The 14,788-nt window shown below is 70.0% G+C and carries 14 protein-coding genes and 1 pseudogene; 6 read left to right on the forward strand and 9 right to left on the reverse strand.

Annotation, left to right across the window (positions count from 1 at the left end):
- Positions 1 to 2 precede the first annotated feature (2 nt).
- Positions 3 to 825: pseudogene (locus ACFYQ5_RS06615) on the reverse strand (helix-turn-helix domain-containing protein).
- 112 nt (positions 826 to 937) lie between these two features.
- Between ACFYQ5_RS06615 and ACFYQ5_RS06620 the strand changes: the two are divergent.
- From ACFYQ5_RS06620 to ACFYQ5_RS06630, 3 genes are read left to right on the forward strand one after another with little or no spacing between them, the layout of a single operon-like run.
- Positions 938 to 1,387, forward strand: a complete 450-nt coding sequence (locus ACFYQ5_RS06620) for an ATP-binding protein (protein WP_389194038.1) — start codon at positions 938 to 940, stop codon at positions 1,385 to 1,387.
- 15 nt (positions 1,388 to 1,402) lie between these two features.
- Positions 1,403 to 2,443 (forward strand): NAD(P)/FAD-dependent oxidoreductase, encoded by a 1,041-nt coding sequence (locus ACFYQ5_RS06625; protein WP_389194041.1) that lies wholly within the window; start codon positions 1,403 to 1,405, stop codon positions 2,441 to 2,443.
- Positions 2,440 to 3,078, forward strand: a complete 639-nt coding sequence (locus ACFYQ5_RS06630; protein WP_389194044.1) for an SAM-dependent methyltransferase — start codon at positions 2,440 to 2,442, stop codon at positions 3,076 to 3,078. Before ACFYQ5_RS06625 ends, ACFYQ5_RS06630 begins: the two co-directional genes overlap by 4 nt.
- A gap of 68 nt (positions 3,079 to 3,146) precedes the next feature.
- Here ACFYQ5_RS06630 and ACFYQ5_RS06635 read toward each other — a convergent pair whose 3' ends face one another.
- The 5 genes from ACFYQ5_RS06635 to ACFYQ5_RS06655 form a co-directional block, all read right to left on the reverse strand.
- On the reverse strand, positions 3,147 to 3,767 hold the full coding sequence (locus ACFYQ5_RS06635) for a YceI family protein (protein WP_389194047.1): 621 nt from the start codon (positions 3,765 to 3,767) through the stop codon (positions 3,147 to 3,149).
- A gap of 588 nt (positions 3,768 to 4,355) precedes the next feature.
- Entirely contained in the window at positions 4,356 to 5,591 is a 1,236-nt protein-coding gene (locus ACFYQ5_RS06640) for an epoxide hydrolase family protein (protein ID WP_389194050.1), read from the reverse strand.
- A gap of 355 nt (positions 5,592 to 5,946) precedes the next feature.
- Entirely contained in the window at positions 5,947 to 6,858 is a 912-nt protein-coding gene (locus tag ACFYQ5_RS06645) for a MerR family transcriptional regulator (RefSeq protein ID WP_389194053.1), read from the reverse strand.
- Positions 6,859 to 7,071: 213 nt separating this feature from the next.
- Positions 7,072 to 8,076: an NADP-dependent oxidoreductase gene (locus ACFYQ5_RS06650; protein ID WP_389194056.1), complete on the reverse strand. Its 1,005-nt coding sequence runs from the start codon at positions 8,074 to 8,076 to the stop codon at positions 7,072 to 7,074.
- Positions 8,077 to 8,185: 109 nt separating this feature from the next.
- On the reverse strand, positions 8,186 to 8,872 hold the full coding sequence (locus ACFYQ5_RS06655; protein WP_389194060.1) for an SDR family oxidoreductase: 687 nt from the start codon (positions 8,870 to 8,872) through the stop codon (positions 8,186 to 8,188).
- A 108-nt stretch (positions 8,873 to 8,980) separates the two neighbouring features.
- Here ACFYQ5_RS06655 and ACFYQ5_RS06660 point away from each other — a divergent pair, with 108 nt between their 5' ends.
- Positions 8,981 to 9,541 carry a TetR/AcrR family transcriptional regulator gene (locus tag ACFYQ5_RS06660; RefSeq protein WP_389194063.1) on the forward strand — a complete coding sequence of 187 codons (561 nt, stop codon included), beginning with the start codon at positions 8,981 to 8,983 and terminating at the stop codon, positions 9,539 to 9,541.
- Between the two features lie 158 nt (positions 9,542 to 9,699).
- On the opposite strand, the gene ACFYQ5_RS06665 is transcribed toward ACFYQ5_RS06660, so the two are convergent.
- The gene (locus ACFYQ5_RS06665; protein ID WP_389194256.1) at positions 9,700 to 10,911 is read right to left on the reverse strand and encodes a glycoside hydrolase family 64 protein; all 1,212 of its coding nucleotides are present in this window, start codon (positions 10,909 to 10,911) and stop codon (positions 9,700 to 9,702) included.
- Between the two features lie 572 nt (positions 10,912 to 11,483).
- Here ACFYQ5_RS06665 and ACFYQ5_RS06670 point away from each other — a divergent pair.
- Together ACFYQ5_RS06670 and ACFYQ5_RS06675 are read left to right on the forward strand one after the other, a co-directional pair.
- Positions 11,484 to 13,067: an acyl-CoA carboxylase subunit beta gene (locus ACFYQ5_RS06670; RefSeq protein ID WP_389194066.1), complete on the forward strand. Its 1,584-nt coding sequence runs from the start codon at positions 11,484 to 11,486 to the stop codon at positions 13,065 to 13,067.
- Between the two features lie 64 nt (positions 13,068 to 13,131).
- Entirely contained in the window at positions 13,132 to 13,335 is a 204-nt protein-coding gene (locus ACFYQ5_RS06675; RefSeq protein ID WP_389194069.1) for an acyl-CoA carboxylase subunit epsilon, read from the forward strand.
- Between the two features lie 91 nt (positions 13,336 to 13,426).
- Here ACFYQ5_RS06675 and ACFYQ5_RS06680 read toward each other — a convergent pair whose 3' ends face one another.
- A complete protein-coding gene (locus ACFYQ5_RS06680) occupies positions 13,427 to 14,008 on the reverse strand; it encodes an ATP/GTP-binding protein (protein ID WP_356332557.1) in 582 nt (193 codons plus the stop codon).
- Positions 13,989 to 14,732 (reverse strand): DUF742 domain-containing protein, encoded by a 744-nt coding sequence (locus ACFYQ5_RS06685; RefSeq protein ID WP_389194072.1) that lies wholly within the window; start codon positions 14,730 to 14,732, stop codon positions 13,989 to 13,991. Before ACFYQ5_RS06685 ends, ACFYQ5_RS06680 begins: the two co-directional genes overlap by 20 nt.
- Positions 14,733 to 14,788 lie beyond the last annotated feature (56 nt).

The raw sequence follows: 14,788 nt of genomic DNA on the forward strand, positions 1-14,788 counted from the left end.
ACTCACTCTCCAAGCAGATCGTCCAGTAGGCGCATGCTTTCCTCGGGGGAAAGCGCCTGCGAACGCAGCATCCCATATTTCTGTTGCAGCACACTGACCTCGTCGAGGTCGTCGATCAGGACACTGACACGCTGACCCTCGATGTACGCCAGTTGATCGTGGTCGGGGGTCTCCAGCAGCACCATCGGCCCGTCGAGCGTGGCGTGCGTCTCGCGGTTCGTGGGCATGATCTGGAGGGCCAGGAAGGGTAGTTCCGCGCAGCGCCGCAGATGCAGGATCTGCTCGCGGAGTACGGACCGGCCCCCGAGAGGCCGCATCAGAATGGACTCCTCGATCAGGAAGCTGGCCATCGGCCGGGGCTTCCGGTCGAACAGGCACTGCCGGTCGAGACGGCCTGCGAGGCGCTCCTCCAGTTCGTCGTCCTCCAGCGGCGGGTAGAGGCTCGCGAAGACCGCGCGCGTACTCCTCGGTCTGGAGCAGCCCAGGCACCACCTGGTTCTCGTACCAGAGCAGCGTCACCGCCTCCTGCTCGTACTCCACGAAGTCCTGAACGAACGCAGGGAACCGCTCCTTCTGCGGCACCTTCTCCACGGCGACCCCCAACGCCCCCTTGGTCTGCAGTAGTTCGTCCAACTGCTCCGCGAAGTCCGCCTGGAGTGCCCGGCGACCTTGCTCGATCGAGGCGATCGTGTCCTCGCCCACGCAGAACCGGTCGGCCAGGGACGCCTGCGTCAGCCCGGCCGCCTTCCGGAAGGTGGCGAGCTGCGCGCCGATCACATGCCAGGACGTGACCCGCTTGTTCTTCTTGTTCTTCGCCGAGTGCATGAGGTGCCTTTCCCCGTACGCGAGCCCCGCCGGACCCGTCAGCGCTCGTACAGACACGGTGTACGACCTGACGCGGTGCACAACAGTAGTGACGTTCTGTGACAGTCGTCCCGTGAATGAATCAACACAACTCGTCGCCTTCCGCGAGGCGTTCTACCGCCGCGAGCGCAGGTCGGTCCCCCTCGTGCGCCAGTTCGTCCGTGAGGCCCTGCTCGACTGGGCGTGCGAGGGGGTGGACCTCGGTGACGTACTGCTCTGCGTGAGCGAGCTGGCGACCAACGCCCTGATCCACGGCGTCCCGCCCGGGAGGGGCTTCCGGGTCCACCTCACCTGGGGGAGCGCGCTCCGGATCGAGGTGCACGACAGCGGGGGCGGCGAGGTCGGTGCGCCCGCGCACCCGGTACCCCTCGCCGAGTACGGGCGGGGGCTGGTGCTGGTCGGGGCACTCGCCGACGCGTGGGGGGTGGGGGAGCGGGATCCCGGGAAGGTCGTGTGGTGCGAGCTTGCCGTTTCGGCAAGCAAGCTTGTCGAATCGGCCCCCCGCGCGCACCATCTCCCGTAACAGGAGGTGTTCCGCATGAGCGACAAGAACCAGCGGTACGACGTAGTGGTGATCGGCGGTGGGGCCGCGGGGCTGAGCGGGGCGCTCGCCCTGTCCCGGGCCCGGCGTTCCGTGCTCGTGATCGACGGGGGGAAGCCGCGCAACGCACCCGCGTCGCACGCGCACAACTACCTGGGCCGCGAGGGCGTCCCGCCCTTGGAGCTGCTGGCCATCGGCCGGGCCGAGGCGGCGGGTTACGGCGCGGAGATCGTCCAGGGCGACGTGGTCTCGGCCGAGAAGGTGTCCGACGGCTTCCGCGTCGTACAGGAGGACGGGACCACCGTCCACGCCCGCCGGCTGCTCGTGACCACCGGAATCGTCGACGAGCTGCCGGCGGTGGAGGGCCTGGCCGAGCGCTGGGGCAGCGAGGTGCTGCACTGTCCGTACTGCCACGGGTGGGAGGTGCGGGACCGGCCGATCGGCATCCTGGCGCTCAGCCCCATGGCCGTGCACCAGGCGCTGCTCTGGCGGCAGTGGTCCGACGACGTGGTGCTGTTCCGGCACAACCAGCCCGACTTCAGCGACGAGGAGTACGAGCAGCTCGCCGCCCGGGGCATCGGGGTGGTCGACGGCGAGGTGGCCGCGCTGAAGGTGGCCGAGGACCGGGTCGCGGGTGTGCGGCTGGCCGGCGGCACGGTGATCCCGCGCGAGGCGCTCGTCGTCCAGCCCCGCTTCACCGCACGCTCGGCGGTCCTGGAGAGCCTCGGCCTGGTGCCGACCGAGATGGCGATGGGTGACCAGGTCATCGGCACCTACATCGCGGCCGACCCCGCCGGGGCGACCGAGGTGCCGGGCGTATGGGTGGCCGGTAACGTCGCCAACCTCATGGAGCAGGTCGTCGGAGCCGCCGCCGCCGGGCTGAAGGCGGCGTCGATGATCAACATGGACCTGGTCACCGACGACACCCGCCGCGCGGTCGGTGCCCGCCGCGCCCCCTTCTCGGCCGAGGCCGAGCGCCAGGTCACCGAGCGTGTGCTCGGAGACCGCCGTCACGGACTTCAGGAGACATCACGATGACCACCGACAGCACACGCACCGACGCCGAGATGTGGGACGACCGGTACCGCGAGAGCGACCGGATCTGGAGCGGCAACCCCAACGTCGTCCTCGTCCGTGAAGTGGAGGGCCTGAAGCCGGGGCGCGCCCTCGACCTCGGGTGCGGGGAGGGTGCGGACGCGGTCTGGCTCGCCCGGTGGGGCTGGCAGGTCACCGCCACCGACATCTCGCGCGTCGCCCTGGAGCGGGCGGCGGTCCACGCCGTCGAGGCCGATGTCGCGGGCCGGGTCGACTGGCAGTGGCACGATCTGGGGGCCACCTTCCCCGAGGGGGAGTACGACCTGGTCTCCGCCCAGTTCCTGCACTCCATGGGTGACCTGCCGCGCGAGGAGATCCTGCGCAAGGCCGCCGCGGCCGTCGCACCCGGCGGCGTGCTCCTGATCGTCGGCCACGCCGGGTTCCCGTCCTGGGAGCACGACCACCCGGACATGGAGCTGCCCACGACGGACGAGGTCCTCGCGTCCCTCGCACTCCCGGAGGGGGAGTGGGAGGTGCTGCTCAGCGAGGAGCACGAGCGGATCCAGAACGACCCCGACGGCAACCCCACCACCCGTACGGACAACGCGCTGAAGCTCCGCCGCAAGGCCGGCCGCTGACGCCGAGCGCCCGCCGTCCTCCCCGGAAGGGGAGAGCCGGCGGGCGCGCTCGGTCCAGGGGGGGTCGGTCAGGCCTGCGGGGCGGCCTTGATCGCGGAGATGTCGAAGTTCAGCTTGACCTTGTCGCTGACCATCACGCCGCCGGTCTCCAGCGCCGCGTTCCAGGTCAGGCCCCAGTCGGAGCGCAGGATGTTCGTGCTGCCCTCGAATCCGACGCGCTCGTTGCCGTAGACGTCGGTGGCCGAGCCGTTGAACTCCAGGTCGATGGAGAGGGGGCGGGTGACGTCCTTGATCGTGAGGTCGCCGGTCACGCGGTAGGTGTCGCCGCCGAGCTGCTCGGCCTGCGTGGAGCGGAACGTCATCAAGGGGAACGTCTCGGCGTCGAAGAAGTCGCCGCTGACCAGGTGGCCGTCGCGGTCGGCGATGCCGGTGTCGACGCTGGCGATCTTGACGTCGATGGAGGCGGAGGACCGGGACGGGGCGGAGCCGTCCAGGACCAGCGTGCCCTCGTGCTCACCGAAGGAGCCGCGCACGTTGGTGACCATGGCGTGGCGCACGGTGAAACCGATGCTGCTGTGGGCCGGGTCGATGGTGTACGTGCCGGTCAGTGCCGCCAGCGCGGGGTCCACCGCGAGGGTGGCGGTGGCGGACGCGGCTTCGTTGTTGTTCTTGCGGTTGAACAGAGCCATGGCTCCTCCTCGGGGGACGTGTTCAGACGAGTGGCTGCCGAAGATCTGGTTTAACCTTCAACGAGATTCACTGTAGACCCTTTTTGTTCAACATTCAACATCAAGGTCTCGGGCCGGTCCGGACGGTGCGCCCGGCGTCACGTCTCCCGGCGACGCCCCCTGGCGGACGCGTGTGGAACTCGGGCGCTGCCTCCCTGCCCGTAATTGTCATGAGCAGGAGAAACCCTCATGGTGACCCGTCCCGGACTCCGCACGAACTACGTGAAGGGCGTGTTCAGCTACATCGGGCCCGCGCGGCGACGGCGCCCCGCAGTACAAGTCCGGCTCCGGCACCATCTACGCCGACGAGGGCAACCACTGGGACGTGACCTCCTACGACTGCGGCGGCTGCTGACCTGGAAGGCACGAGCCCTCCACGCGCAGGTCCCCGCCACGCGCAGGTCCCCGCCACGCGGAGGTGTCCGCGCGCACCGGGCCCGGGAGCCCTGGCCCGGACACCTGCCCCCAGGGTCGTTCGGGTGTTACCCCATCAGTTGCTGAAGTGGGGCCGAATCACCTGCTACCGAGGCGTGCACCGCACAGACACGTTCAGGGCCTGCGGGTGTGAAAGGTGCGGCGCAGGTCGCTCACCCAGGCGTCGGGGTTCTCCCAGGGAATGAAGTGGCCGCCGTGGTCATGGGCGTTGACGTTGACGTGGTTGAACCAATCGGCCTGCGGGCCGGCCCTGAACGCCTGGACGCGCTCGTCCGCGCTGTGGATGCCGGGCGGGTTCTCGTACGTGACGAAGGTGAGGCCGACCGGGGCCTGTACGACCGGAGTGCGGTCGTGGGCGGGGGCCCAGGGGTAGCGGTTGGCATTGGCGTAGTAACGCATCGACGTGGCGATGGAGTTGTTCACCCAGTAGATCGTGGCGTGGGTGAGCAGGTCGTCCTTGGTGAAGACGGACTCGACGTCGCCGCCGTTGTCGCTCCAGGCATTCCAGCGCTCCAGCAGCCAGGCGAGCAGTCCGGCGGGTGAGTCGCTCAGCCCGTGGGCCAGGGTGGCGCCGTCGAGCATGTGCACGTTGAGGTGGGACGCCGAGCGGTGGTCCAGCTCGATGATGCGGGCGCGGACATCGGCGGGCTGGTCGTCGGTGAGGGGCCGGTTCCGGGCGAAGTCCCAGGCACGGGGGCCGGTGAAGAAATTGAGCGGCAGCCCGGAGCCGATGTGGATGCCGTACAGCTCGTCGGCGTACTTGTGGCCGAGCTGGCTGGAGACGATCCCGCCGATGTCGCAGCCCCCGGCGGCGTATTTCTCGTATCCCAGGGTCTCGGTCATCAGGGTGTGCCAGAGGTCGGAGACCTTCCAGAAGTTGACGTCCGCGAAGCCGGTGAGCGGGCCGGGGAAGCCGAAGCCGGGCAGGGACGGCACGATGACGTCGAACGCGTCGGCGGGGTCACCGCCGAACGCGGCCGGGTCGGCGAGCGGGTCGATCACCTTCGACCAGTGCCAGAACGTCCACGGCCAGCCGTGGGTGAGGATCAACGGGATCGGGCGGGGGCCGCGGCCGGGCTTGCGCATGAAGTGCACCGGGACACCGGCGACGCTCACCTGATAGTGCTCGTAGGCGTTGATGGCCGCCTCGGCCTTGCGCCAGTCGTAGCCGTCCCGCCAGTAGGCGACCAGCTCACGGAGATAGCTGTCAGGGACGCCGTAGGACCAGTCTTCGTTCCCTTCGTCCAGCGGCGGACGGGTCGATGCGAGACGGGCGCGCAGGTCATCGAGGACCTCGTCGGACACATGGATCGGGGTGGGTTCCAGGGGGAAGACGCGCGGGGTGGCCATGGCGTGGTTCCTTACCGGGTAGGGGAAGCGGCGTCGTGGGCCTGCTGGATGGCCCGGCGCGGGCACTCGACGGCTCTGACGACGGGACGCCTCCACGTCCGCCCCGGGGCGGTGTCGCACAGGTGGTCGCCTGTGCGACACCCGGCCAAGCGGTGGTCCACCTGTGGCGATCGTATTTCATGAGGTGTTGCGGACGGCGGGATTCCCGTGAGTGCCAGGAAACCGAAAGCCCTTCAGCCTGAACCCACGGGTCCACCGGCCTGGCACAGGTGGGTGGACCCGTGGGTTCGGCGGGAACACGAGAATGCCGTGCAAGCCGAGGCCGGGACGTCGTCATCCGCCTCCGACGCGCCGGTCAGGGGCGATCCGCCGCACGCAGGGCTCGCGCCAGCCACTCCAGCTCCTCGGTCGCGTCGGGAGACGCATACTGCCCGCGCACGCGGGCGACGAGCCTGCGGTAGCGCTCCGCCCCTGCCTCGATCCCGGCCTCCAGGGACGACAGCACGGCGGCCCGGTCGGCGTCGCCGAACAGCTCGGTCAGCACGTCGGCCGCTGCCGGGCCCTCAGGGGCGATGCCGCGTTCTCTGACCTCCGCGACGGTCTGCACGACCTGCCTGGCCCACCAGATGGACGCCCCGGGGGGACGAACCTGCCCCGGTACGGGCGTGTTGAGCTCCATCCATGTGCGCATCCGGGCGCGGAAGCCGGGGTCCCGCACCAGCTCGGCCAGTTCGATCCAGGCGTCGACCTGCTCGGGTGCGGGGTCGTCGGGCAGTTCTACGCTGAAGGCGCGCATGCGGTCACGCAGGCGGGGGTCCATGTCGAGACCGCCGAACACCTCCTCCTTGAACTCCTCGATGATCTGCTTGCGTTCAGCGGCGGAAAGCCGTGCCAACCGGTTCATCAGTGCTGTCTCCTCAGCGGTCGAACCACGCTTCGATACGGTGGACAGGACGGCCCGGCTCACCTTGAGGGAGCGGATCTGCGCGTCGAGCGCGGCCACGTGCGCGTCGGCGACCTCGGCGACCGTGGTGCGGCCGCTCAGCACGCGGCACACGTCGTCGAGCCCGAGGCCCAGCTCACGCAGGGTGCGGACCAGCTCGACGCGGGCCACGGACTCGGCGTCGTACAGCCGGTAGCCGCTCGCCGAGCGGGCCACGGGCGGCACCGCGCCCTCGTCGGACCAGAAGCGCAGGGTGCGCACCCGAAGTCCGGTGCGGTGCGCGAGCTGGCCGATGGTGAGTACGTCGGGGCGTTCGTCTTCCATGGGCGAGATCCTGGACCCTCCAGCCGCTGGAGGGTCAAGCGCCCGGACGCGCGAGCCGGTGGGTCTTGACGTCGAGGGGCTTTCCGCCGCGTGCCGTGGCGGTCGCGCGGGTCCACAGGGGCTCGTGAGGACGGGCCCGCGGCAGCCTCGGCTTCACCAGGAGGCCGACAGCCGCCGCGCCCTCGCCACCAGCCGTTCGCGGCGGGCCTGCCCTCACCTCATCGCGACGACGACCTTGCCGGCCTTCACGCGGCCCTTCTCGACGTACTCCACGGCCTCCCGGGTCTCCTCGAACGGGAAGACGCGGTCGACGACCGGCCGGATCTTCCCGGCGTCGACGAGCGCCGCGAGTCCGCCCAACCGGTCGCCGTCGGCCCTCATGAACAGGAACGAGTACGTCACGTCGCGGCGCCCGGCGCGGCGCCGGGTCCTGAAGCTCAGCGCGCCCACGGCCAGCCGGAGGATCGCGTTCGCGCCCATCTCACGGGCGAAGGCCGGGTCCGGAGGGCCTGCGATGCTGATGACCTTCCCGCCGGGCTTGAGCACCTTCAGGGACTTCTCGAGCGTCTCGCCGCCGATGGTGTCCAGGACGACGTCGTAGCCGTCGAGGACCGTTTCGAAAGCCTGCTTCCGGTAGTCGATGACGACGTCCGCGCCGAGCTCCTCCACCAGGCCGACCTTGGCCGTACTCGCGGTGGTGGCCACGTGCGCGCCCAGCTGCTTCGCCAACTGGACGGCGATGCTGCCGACTCCGCCGGCGCCCGCGTGGATCAGGACCTTCTGGCCCGGCTGCACCTGAGCCCGCTCCACCAGCGCCTGCCATGAGGTCAGAGCGACCAGCGGAAGGGACGCGGCCTCCTCCATGGTGAGCGTGGCCGGTTTGACGGCGACGTCGTCCTGGTGGACGGCGATGAGTTCGGCGAACGTGCCGATGCGGTTCTTGTCGGGCCGCGCGTAGACCTCGTCGCCCACCGCGAAGCGCGTGACGCCCGGTCCCGCCTGGATCACCACACCCGCGAGGTCGTTGCCCAGGACGAGCGGGAGACGGTACGGCAGGATCGCCTTGAAGTCCCCGTCGCGGAGCTTGAGGTCCAGCGGGTTGATGCTCGCCGCGTGGATCCGGACCAGGACGTCGTCGGCGCCCACCCGGGGGTCGGGCATCTCACCGGCGCGCATTCCGGCCTTGTCACCGTAGCGCTCGATCATGAAGGTCTTCACTGTCGTCTCCGTTTCCCGTCCTCGAAGGGACCGGACCCCTGTCGATCCTGAGCTTCCCCCGGGCCAAGGGCACTCCCGGGGATCCACCGCCGGTGCGGCGGTGTGTGCCTCACGCCGTGTTCGGCGAAGCGGCCAGGCGCTGCTTGACGTACTGGGTGGTCTCGTCGGCGAGGATCTCGGGCAGGCCCTTCTCGACGCCGTCCAGGGCCTGTGCCGCGACGTCGGCGGGAGCGGCCTTCTGATCGGCGGGAACTCCCGCGGCCATCTCGGTGTCCATGTAGCCGACGTGCAGTGCCGAGACGGTGATGCCGTGGGGCGCCAGTTCCTCCCGGGCCGCATTGGTCAGTGCCCATGCCGCGGCCTTGGCCGCGGCGTAGGACCCGAGGCCGGCCGGGTGCAGCCAGGACAGGACGGACAGCACGTTGAGCACCGCGCCGCCGCCGTTCTTCTCGATGACGGGGGCGAACGCCCGCGTCACGGCGAGCGGGCCGTAGAAGTTCGTCTCCATCTCCAGGCGCACCGCGTCCAGGCCGCCCGCGATCAGCGGTGTGGCGGTGGAGATGCCGGCGTTGTTCACCAGCAGGGTCGCGTCGGACGCGAGGCGGGCCGCGGCCCGGATCGACTCCTCGTCCGTGACGTCCAGGCGCAGCGGGACGACGCCCGGCAGGTCCACCGTCTCGGGGCGGCGGGCCGCCGCGTACACCTTCGCCCCGCGCTCCACGAGCTGGGCGGCCAGATGACGCCCGAGCCCCCGGTTGGCGCCCGTGACCACAGCGACCGCGTCCTTCAGTTCCATGTCTGCTCCCGGCGTGGTGGGCGCCCGAGGCACCCAATTAGATGTTGCCTGTAATCTAAAATTCACCCTAGAATAGATTGTGATCGACATCAAACTGGGAGGTGGCTGATGGGCCGCGTATCGCAGGCGCAGGCGGAGGAGAACCGCCGACGCGTGGTGGAGACCGCCTCCCGGCTGTTCCGGGAGCAGGGCACCCACGTCAGCGTCGCCGACCTCATGAAGGCGTCCGGTCTGACCCACGGTGGCTTCTACAAGCAGTTCGCCTCCAAGGAGGCGCTCGTCGACGAAGCCACCGCCCATGCGTTCGGCGAGCTCACCCGGCTCCGCGACGACGGACTCGAGCAGTACGGCGGACGGCGCGGCGACGCCCAGCAGGCGCTGATCGAGACCTACCTGTCCGTCGGGCACCGCGACAGCGCGGCGGACGGGTGCCCCGCTGCCGCACTCGCCACCGACATGGCGCGCGAATCCGGAGCGCGCGAGGCACGCCGCGTGTACACCGAGGGGGTGGGCGACTTCGCCGAGTGGCTGGCAACCGAGGACCAGGAAGGCCTCACCCGGCTGTGCACCATGCTCGGCGCACTCGTCCTGGCCCGAGCCACCAAGGGCTCCCCGGTCTCCGAGGAGATCCTCGATGCCGCGCGCGCGGCACTGACGGCAGCCGGCTGAGCGGGGACGCGGGGCGTGGTGCCGGTCGGAGCGCCCCGGGACGTCACCCGACGCGTCGGGCGTCCGCGCGTGCTCCCGGCGTCAGGAGCCGCCGTTCCGGCAGTGATCCGCCCCGCCTGCCGCGGAAAGCGGCCGACGGGGCGGATCGTGGGGGCGTGTCAGGAGCCGACGCTCACCGTGAAGCGCCGCGGGTTGCCGTCGTGCGCCGCCCCCGACACGTCCGGCTCGCCGTCCGGGCGTACGTCGTCGTAGGGGAACGCGTAGCCGATCGGGGAGTTGGCGTGGACGACGCGGGACCAGTGGTTCGTCACCCCGCCCTTGTAGTAGTCCGCCACCGTGGTGCCGTTGGGCTGCTGCGGGTGGCTGAGCATGATCGAGCGGTTGAAGCCCGCCGCGATCCTGGCCAGCAGCGCCTTCTTCTCGTCGGAGTCACCCGGGTTGTTGGTGAAGGGGCCGTGGTTGCAGGTGAAGATGTCCTTCGACGTCGGCTTGACGAACGTGTGCCCGCCCTCGAAGGTCAGCGTGTCCCCGCTGACGCGGCCCGCCAGCGCGCCCCGGCCGCCCTGCAGGTCGATCTTCAGGTCGGTGGAGCGGTACTTCTCCCAGACCTCGTCGATCTGTGCGGTGAACAGATCGCGGAACGGCATCTCGTTCGGCCGGTCGAAGAACGGTGCCATCAGGTTCTGCGGCGAGACGACCCGAAGGACCTGCCCGTCGTCACCACGGGTGACCAGCTTGTCCCAGGGCTGCCCGTCGGCGGCGGCCTGGGCCGTGAGGTCGTCGGCTATGCGCTGGACCGCGCCGTCCGGGAGCGGGGCCACCGTGTGCGTGGCGTCGCCCTCCAGGGTCAGCCCGATCGGCAGCGCCGTCACCAGGTCGACGTAGCTGATGTTCGCGTACAGCTGTTGCGGGTTGAAGGTGAACTCGCAGAACGACCAGGTCCTGCCGTAGTTCGGGTCGGTGGGCGTCGCGAAGGCCGGCTCGACCAGGGACGGCCCCGGGTTGAGGTAGAAGTCCAGCTTGTCGTCCCGTACGAAGTAGACCCTCGCGCCGTACATCTGCGGCAGGGTCAGGGTGACGGGCCCGGCGCCGGCGGCCTTCAGCGGGATGGCGCAGTCCACCGGCAGGGGGGTCTGCGGGGCGCCGGGGGAGTCGGGGCGGTAGACACTGCCGTCAGGGCGCAGGAGCACCCAGCGGTCCGTGCCCTGCTCGTGGCCGGTGACGTACGCGTGGACCGTGCCCGGCAACGACTTGTTCTCGAGCGCCAGTTCACAGGTCTCGGCAGCGGCCGACGCACGCGGGCTCAGGGCGCTGCCCCAGAGGGGGTAGGTGAGCGCCGTCGCGGAGGCGGCGGCGCCCGTCAGGAACATTCTGCGCGAAATCACGAAGGAACTCCCGAGGTGTGGGGGTCGCAGACAGGGGTCACGTGTGGTGCGGGGAGGTGGAGCAGTGGGGGGCGTCTGCGGTGCGCACCACTCTCGCGACGCCTTCGGTGGCCGTCAAGACTTATGTCTGAGAGCGCTCTCAGAATGTCGGCGTTCTTCACAACTCGACGCCGCCGGACGCGTTTTGGCCACGCCTGGTCGAGCGCCGGCTGCGCGGAGTGAACAGGAACTGAACGCGAACGGAGGCCCTGAGGGCGCCCGGTCACCCCAGGGCGGCCGGACGGGGACCGCGGGGGATGTGATCCTGGGGGGTGACCCCCTGCCATTGTGGTGCGTCCGGTCGCCCGCCCCGGTGGATCCGCGGCGTGGCGTGTGGGCCGGTGTGTGGCGGGAGACACACATTCCGCTTTGTCGGAGCCCTACAACGCGGAAGCCGCGTGAGCTGGCGGATGGGCTGCATGGTGCAGGACTTCTGTCAGGTGCCACCAGGAAACGGGGCAGGAGACTGTCCGGTGTGGACGGCAGGGTTTGTGCGGTCGGGTTCGTAGGGTCGACGTATGACCGTTGTGGACGAAATCCCGGGCGAGCCGAGTGACACGCGTGGCCGGGTGGCCGAACTGCTGGCACTGCGCGAGCAGGCCCGGCGTGGACCGAGCGACCGGGCGACCGAGGCGCAGCACGCCAAGGGCAAGCTGACGGCCCGCGAGCGCATCGAGCTGCTGCTGGACGAGGGATCGTTCAAGGAGGTCGAGCAGCTGCGCCGGCACCGGGCGACCGGCTTCGGCCTGGAGGCGAAGAAGCCGTACACCGACGGTGTCATCACCGGCTGGGGCACGGTCGACGGCCGGACGGTCTTCGTCTACGCGCACGACTTCCGGATCTTCGGCGGGGCGCTGGGCGAGGCCCACGCCACGAAGATCCACAAGATCATGGACATGGCCATCTCGGCCGGCGCCCCGCTGGTCTCGCTGAACGACGGCGCCGGAGCCCGTATCCAGGAGGGCGTCAGCGCGCTCGCCGGATACGGCGGGATCTTCCAGCGCAACACCCGCGCCTCCGGTGTCATCCCGCAGATCAGCGTGATGCTCGGCCCGTGCGCCGGTGGCGCGGCGTACAGCCCGGCGCTGACCGACTTCGTCTTCATGGTCCGCGAGACCTCGCAGATGTTCATCACCGGACCGGACGTCGTCAAGGCGGTCACCGGCGAGGAGATCACGCAGAACGGCCTCGGCGGCGCCGACGTGCACGCCGAGACCTCGGGCGTCGCGCACTTCGCGTACGACGACGAGGAGACCTGCATCGCCGAGGTCCGCTACCTGATCGGGATGCTGCCCTCGAACAACCGGGAGAACCCGCCGGTCGTACCGAGCGACGACCCCGCCGACCGGCGCGGCGACGTCCTCCTGGACCTGGTCCCGGCCGACGGCAACCGTCCGTACGACATGCACAAGGTCATCGAGGAGCTCGTCGACGACGGCGACTTCCTGGAGGTCCACGAGCGCTGGGCCCGCAACATCGTCTGCGCCCTGGCCCGGCTCGACGGCCAGGTCGTCGGCATCGTGGCCAACCAGCCGCAGTCGCTGGCCGGCGTCCTGGACATCGAGGCGTCCGAGAAGGCCGCGCGATTCGTCCAGATGTGTGATGCGTTCAACATTCCCCTCGTCACTCTGCTGGACGTACCCGGCTTCCTGCCCGGCGTCGATCAGGAGCACGGTGGGATCATCCGGCACGGCGCGAAGCTGCTCTACGCGTACTGCAACGCCACCGTGCCGAGGATCTCGCTGATCCTGCGCAAGGCCTACGGAGGCGCGTACATCGTCATGGACAGCCAGTCCATCGGCGCCGACCTCACCTACGCGTGGCCCACCAACGAGATCGCGGTGATGGGCGCCGAGGGCGCCGCCAACGTCATCTTCCGCCGTCAGATCGCCGACGCCGAGGACTCCGAAGCCATGCGGGCGCGCATGGTCAAGGAGTACAAGGCGGAGCTGATGCACCCCTACTACGCGGCCGAGCGCGGCCTGGTCGACGACGTCATCGACCCCGCCGAGACCCGCGAGGTACTGATCGCCTCGCTCGCGATGCTCCGCAACAAGCACGCCGACCTGCCGTCCCGCAAGCACGGCAACCCTCCGCAGTAGTCGCGGCCGCAGCGGCGGCCCCCGCCCGCGTTCCGACCACCTGCCCAGAAGACGGAGACCATCCATGAGCATCACTCCCGCCGAGTCGGTCCTGCGTGTCGAGAAGGGCCAGGCCGGCCCCGAGGAGCTCGCCGCCATCACCGCGGTTCTGCTCGCCCGCGCGGCCGCCCAGCCCGACGCACCCGCCCACCGAGGCCGCAGCACCGCCGGATGGCGCCGCCTGGAGCGCACCCCCGGCTTCCGTGCCCCGCACAGCTGGCAGGGCTGAGAACGGCTGCTGAGGCCGTTCCGGCCCCGTACGGACGAAGGCCCCGTACTCCTTCCGAGGAGTACGGGGCCTTCGTCGTGCGGCGGCGGGATCAGCGCAGGCGAGCCATCAGTGCGTGCTCGACCAGGGTGATCAGCGCGCTCTTGGCGTCCGCCCGGTGCCGGGCGTCCGTCGTCAGGATCGGGGTGTCCGGGCCGATCTGGAGTGCTTCGCGTACTTCGTCGGGAGTGTAGGCCTGGTGTCCGTCGAAGCCGTTGAGGGCGATGACGAAGGGGAGGCCGCTGTTCTCGAAGTAGTCGACGGCGGGGAAGCAGTCGGCGAGGCGGCGGGTGTCGACGAGGACGACGGCGCCGATGGCGCCGCGGACCAGGTCGTCCCACATGAACCAGAAGCGGTCCTGTCCGGGGGTGCCGAACAGGTAGAGGATCAGGTCCTGGTCCAGGGTGATGCGTCCGAAGTCCATGGCCACCGTGGTGGTGGTCTTGTCCCCGGTGTGAGTCAGGTCGTCGATGCCCGCGGACGCGGACGTCATCACGGCTTCGGTGCGCAGCGGATTGATCTCCGAAACGGCACCGACAAACGTGGTCTTACCCACGCCGAAGCCCCCTGCCACCACGATCTTCGCCGAGGTAGTGGAGCGGGCCGCTCCGCCGCTAGAGCTTGCGAAGTCCACTGAGCACCCTTTCGAGCAGTGTCACATCTGGTTGGCCGCCGGCGGTCTCGTCGCCGCCGGGCTGATGGATAGCGACGAGTCCGGCCTCGGCCAGGTCGGCGACGAGGATCCGGGTAACGCCGAGAGGAATCGAGAGCAGGGCCGATACCTCGGCCACCGACTTGATCTCGATGCAGAGCCGGCAGATCCGCTGGTGCTCGGGCAGCTGCCCTTGCAGCCGGGACGGATCGGCCGTTGTGCTGACCAGCGCCTCGATGGCGAGCTGGTACCGCGGTCGTGTCCGGCCGCCGGTCATGGCGTACGGACGGACCAGCGGGTTGTGTACCGCGGGCTGCGCGGGTTCCGGGGCCTGTCGCTGGACCGGCTGGATGCGCGACGGCGGGGCCTCGTACCGCTGCGGCTGCTGCTGGTCGTGCTGCGGCTGCGGGTAGTGCGGCTGCTGCGGCCACCCGGGCCCGGACTCCTGCTGCCAGTCGCCGCCCTGTGAGTGCTGCTGGGGCTGCTGCTGCCGCCAGTCGCCGCCCTGCGGGCCCTGCTGCTGCCAGTCGCCGCCCTGAGAGCCCTGCGGGGGCTGCTGGTAGGGCGGGTATGGCTGATACGGCTGATAAGGCTCTTGCGTGCCCTGTCTGCCGGGCACGGAGGGGATGTCGAAACGGTTGTCACCCTGCTCACCCGGAACCTGCTGACCGCCCTGGTACGGGTGCCCGCCTGTGGGTGCTGTCACGTTTCCTCCTCCGACTACCGGTCGCCGTCCCAGTGGTGCCGCGCCACCGCACCTTA

The organism is Streptomyces sp. NPDC005794, assembly GCF_042871445.1.
GTDB lineage: Bacteria > Actinomycetota > Actinomycetes > Streptomycetales > Streptomycetaceae > Streptomyces.

Coding starts and splice junctions, on each gene's coding strand:
- ACFYQ5_RS06625 (WP_389194041.1), top strand. CDS start 1,403: ATGAGCGACAAGAACCAGCGGTACGACGTAGTGGTGATCGGCGGTGGG.
- ACFYQ5_RS06630 (WP_389194044.1), top strand. CDS start 2,440: ATGACCACCGACAGCACACGCACCGACGCCGAGATGTGGGACGACCGG.
- ACFYQ5_RS06635 (WP_389194047.1), bottom strand. CDS start 3,767: ATGGCTCTGTTCAACCGCAAGAACAACAACGAAGCCGCGTCCGCCACC.
- ACFYQ5_RS06640 (WP_389194050.1), bottom strand. CDS start 5,591: ATGGCCACCCCGCGCGTCTTCCCCCTGGAACCCACCCCGATCCATGTG.
- ACFYQ5_RS06645 (WP_389194053.1), bottom strand. CDS start 6,858: ATGGAAGACGAACGCCCCGACGTACTCACCATCGGCCAGCTCGCGCAC.
- ACFYQ5_RS06655 (WP_389194060.1), bottom strand. CDS start 8,872: ATGGAACTGAAGGACGCGGTCGCTGTGGTCACGGGCGCCAACCGGGGG.
- ACFYQ5_RS06660 (WP_389194063.1), top strand. CDS start 8,981: ATGGGCCGCGTATCGCAGGCGCAGGCGGAGGAGAACCGCCGACGCGTG.
- ACFYQ5_RS06665 (WP_389194256.1), bottom strand. CDS start 10,911: ATGTTCCTGACGGGCGCCGCCGCCTCCGCGACGGCGCTCACCTACCCC.
- ACFYQ5_RS06670 (WP_389194066.1), top strand. CDS start 11,484: ATGACCGTTGTGGACGAAATCCCGGGCGAGCCGAGTGACACGCGTGGC.
- ACFYQ5_RS06675 (WP_389194069.1), top strand. CDS start 13,132: ATGAGCATCACTCCCGCCGAGTCGGTCCTGCGTGTCGAGAAGGGCCAG.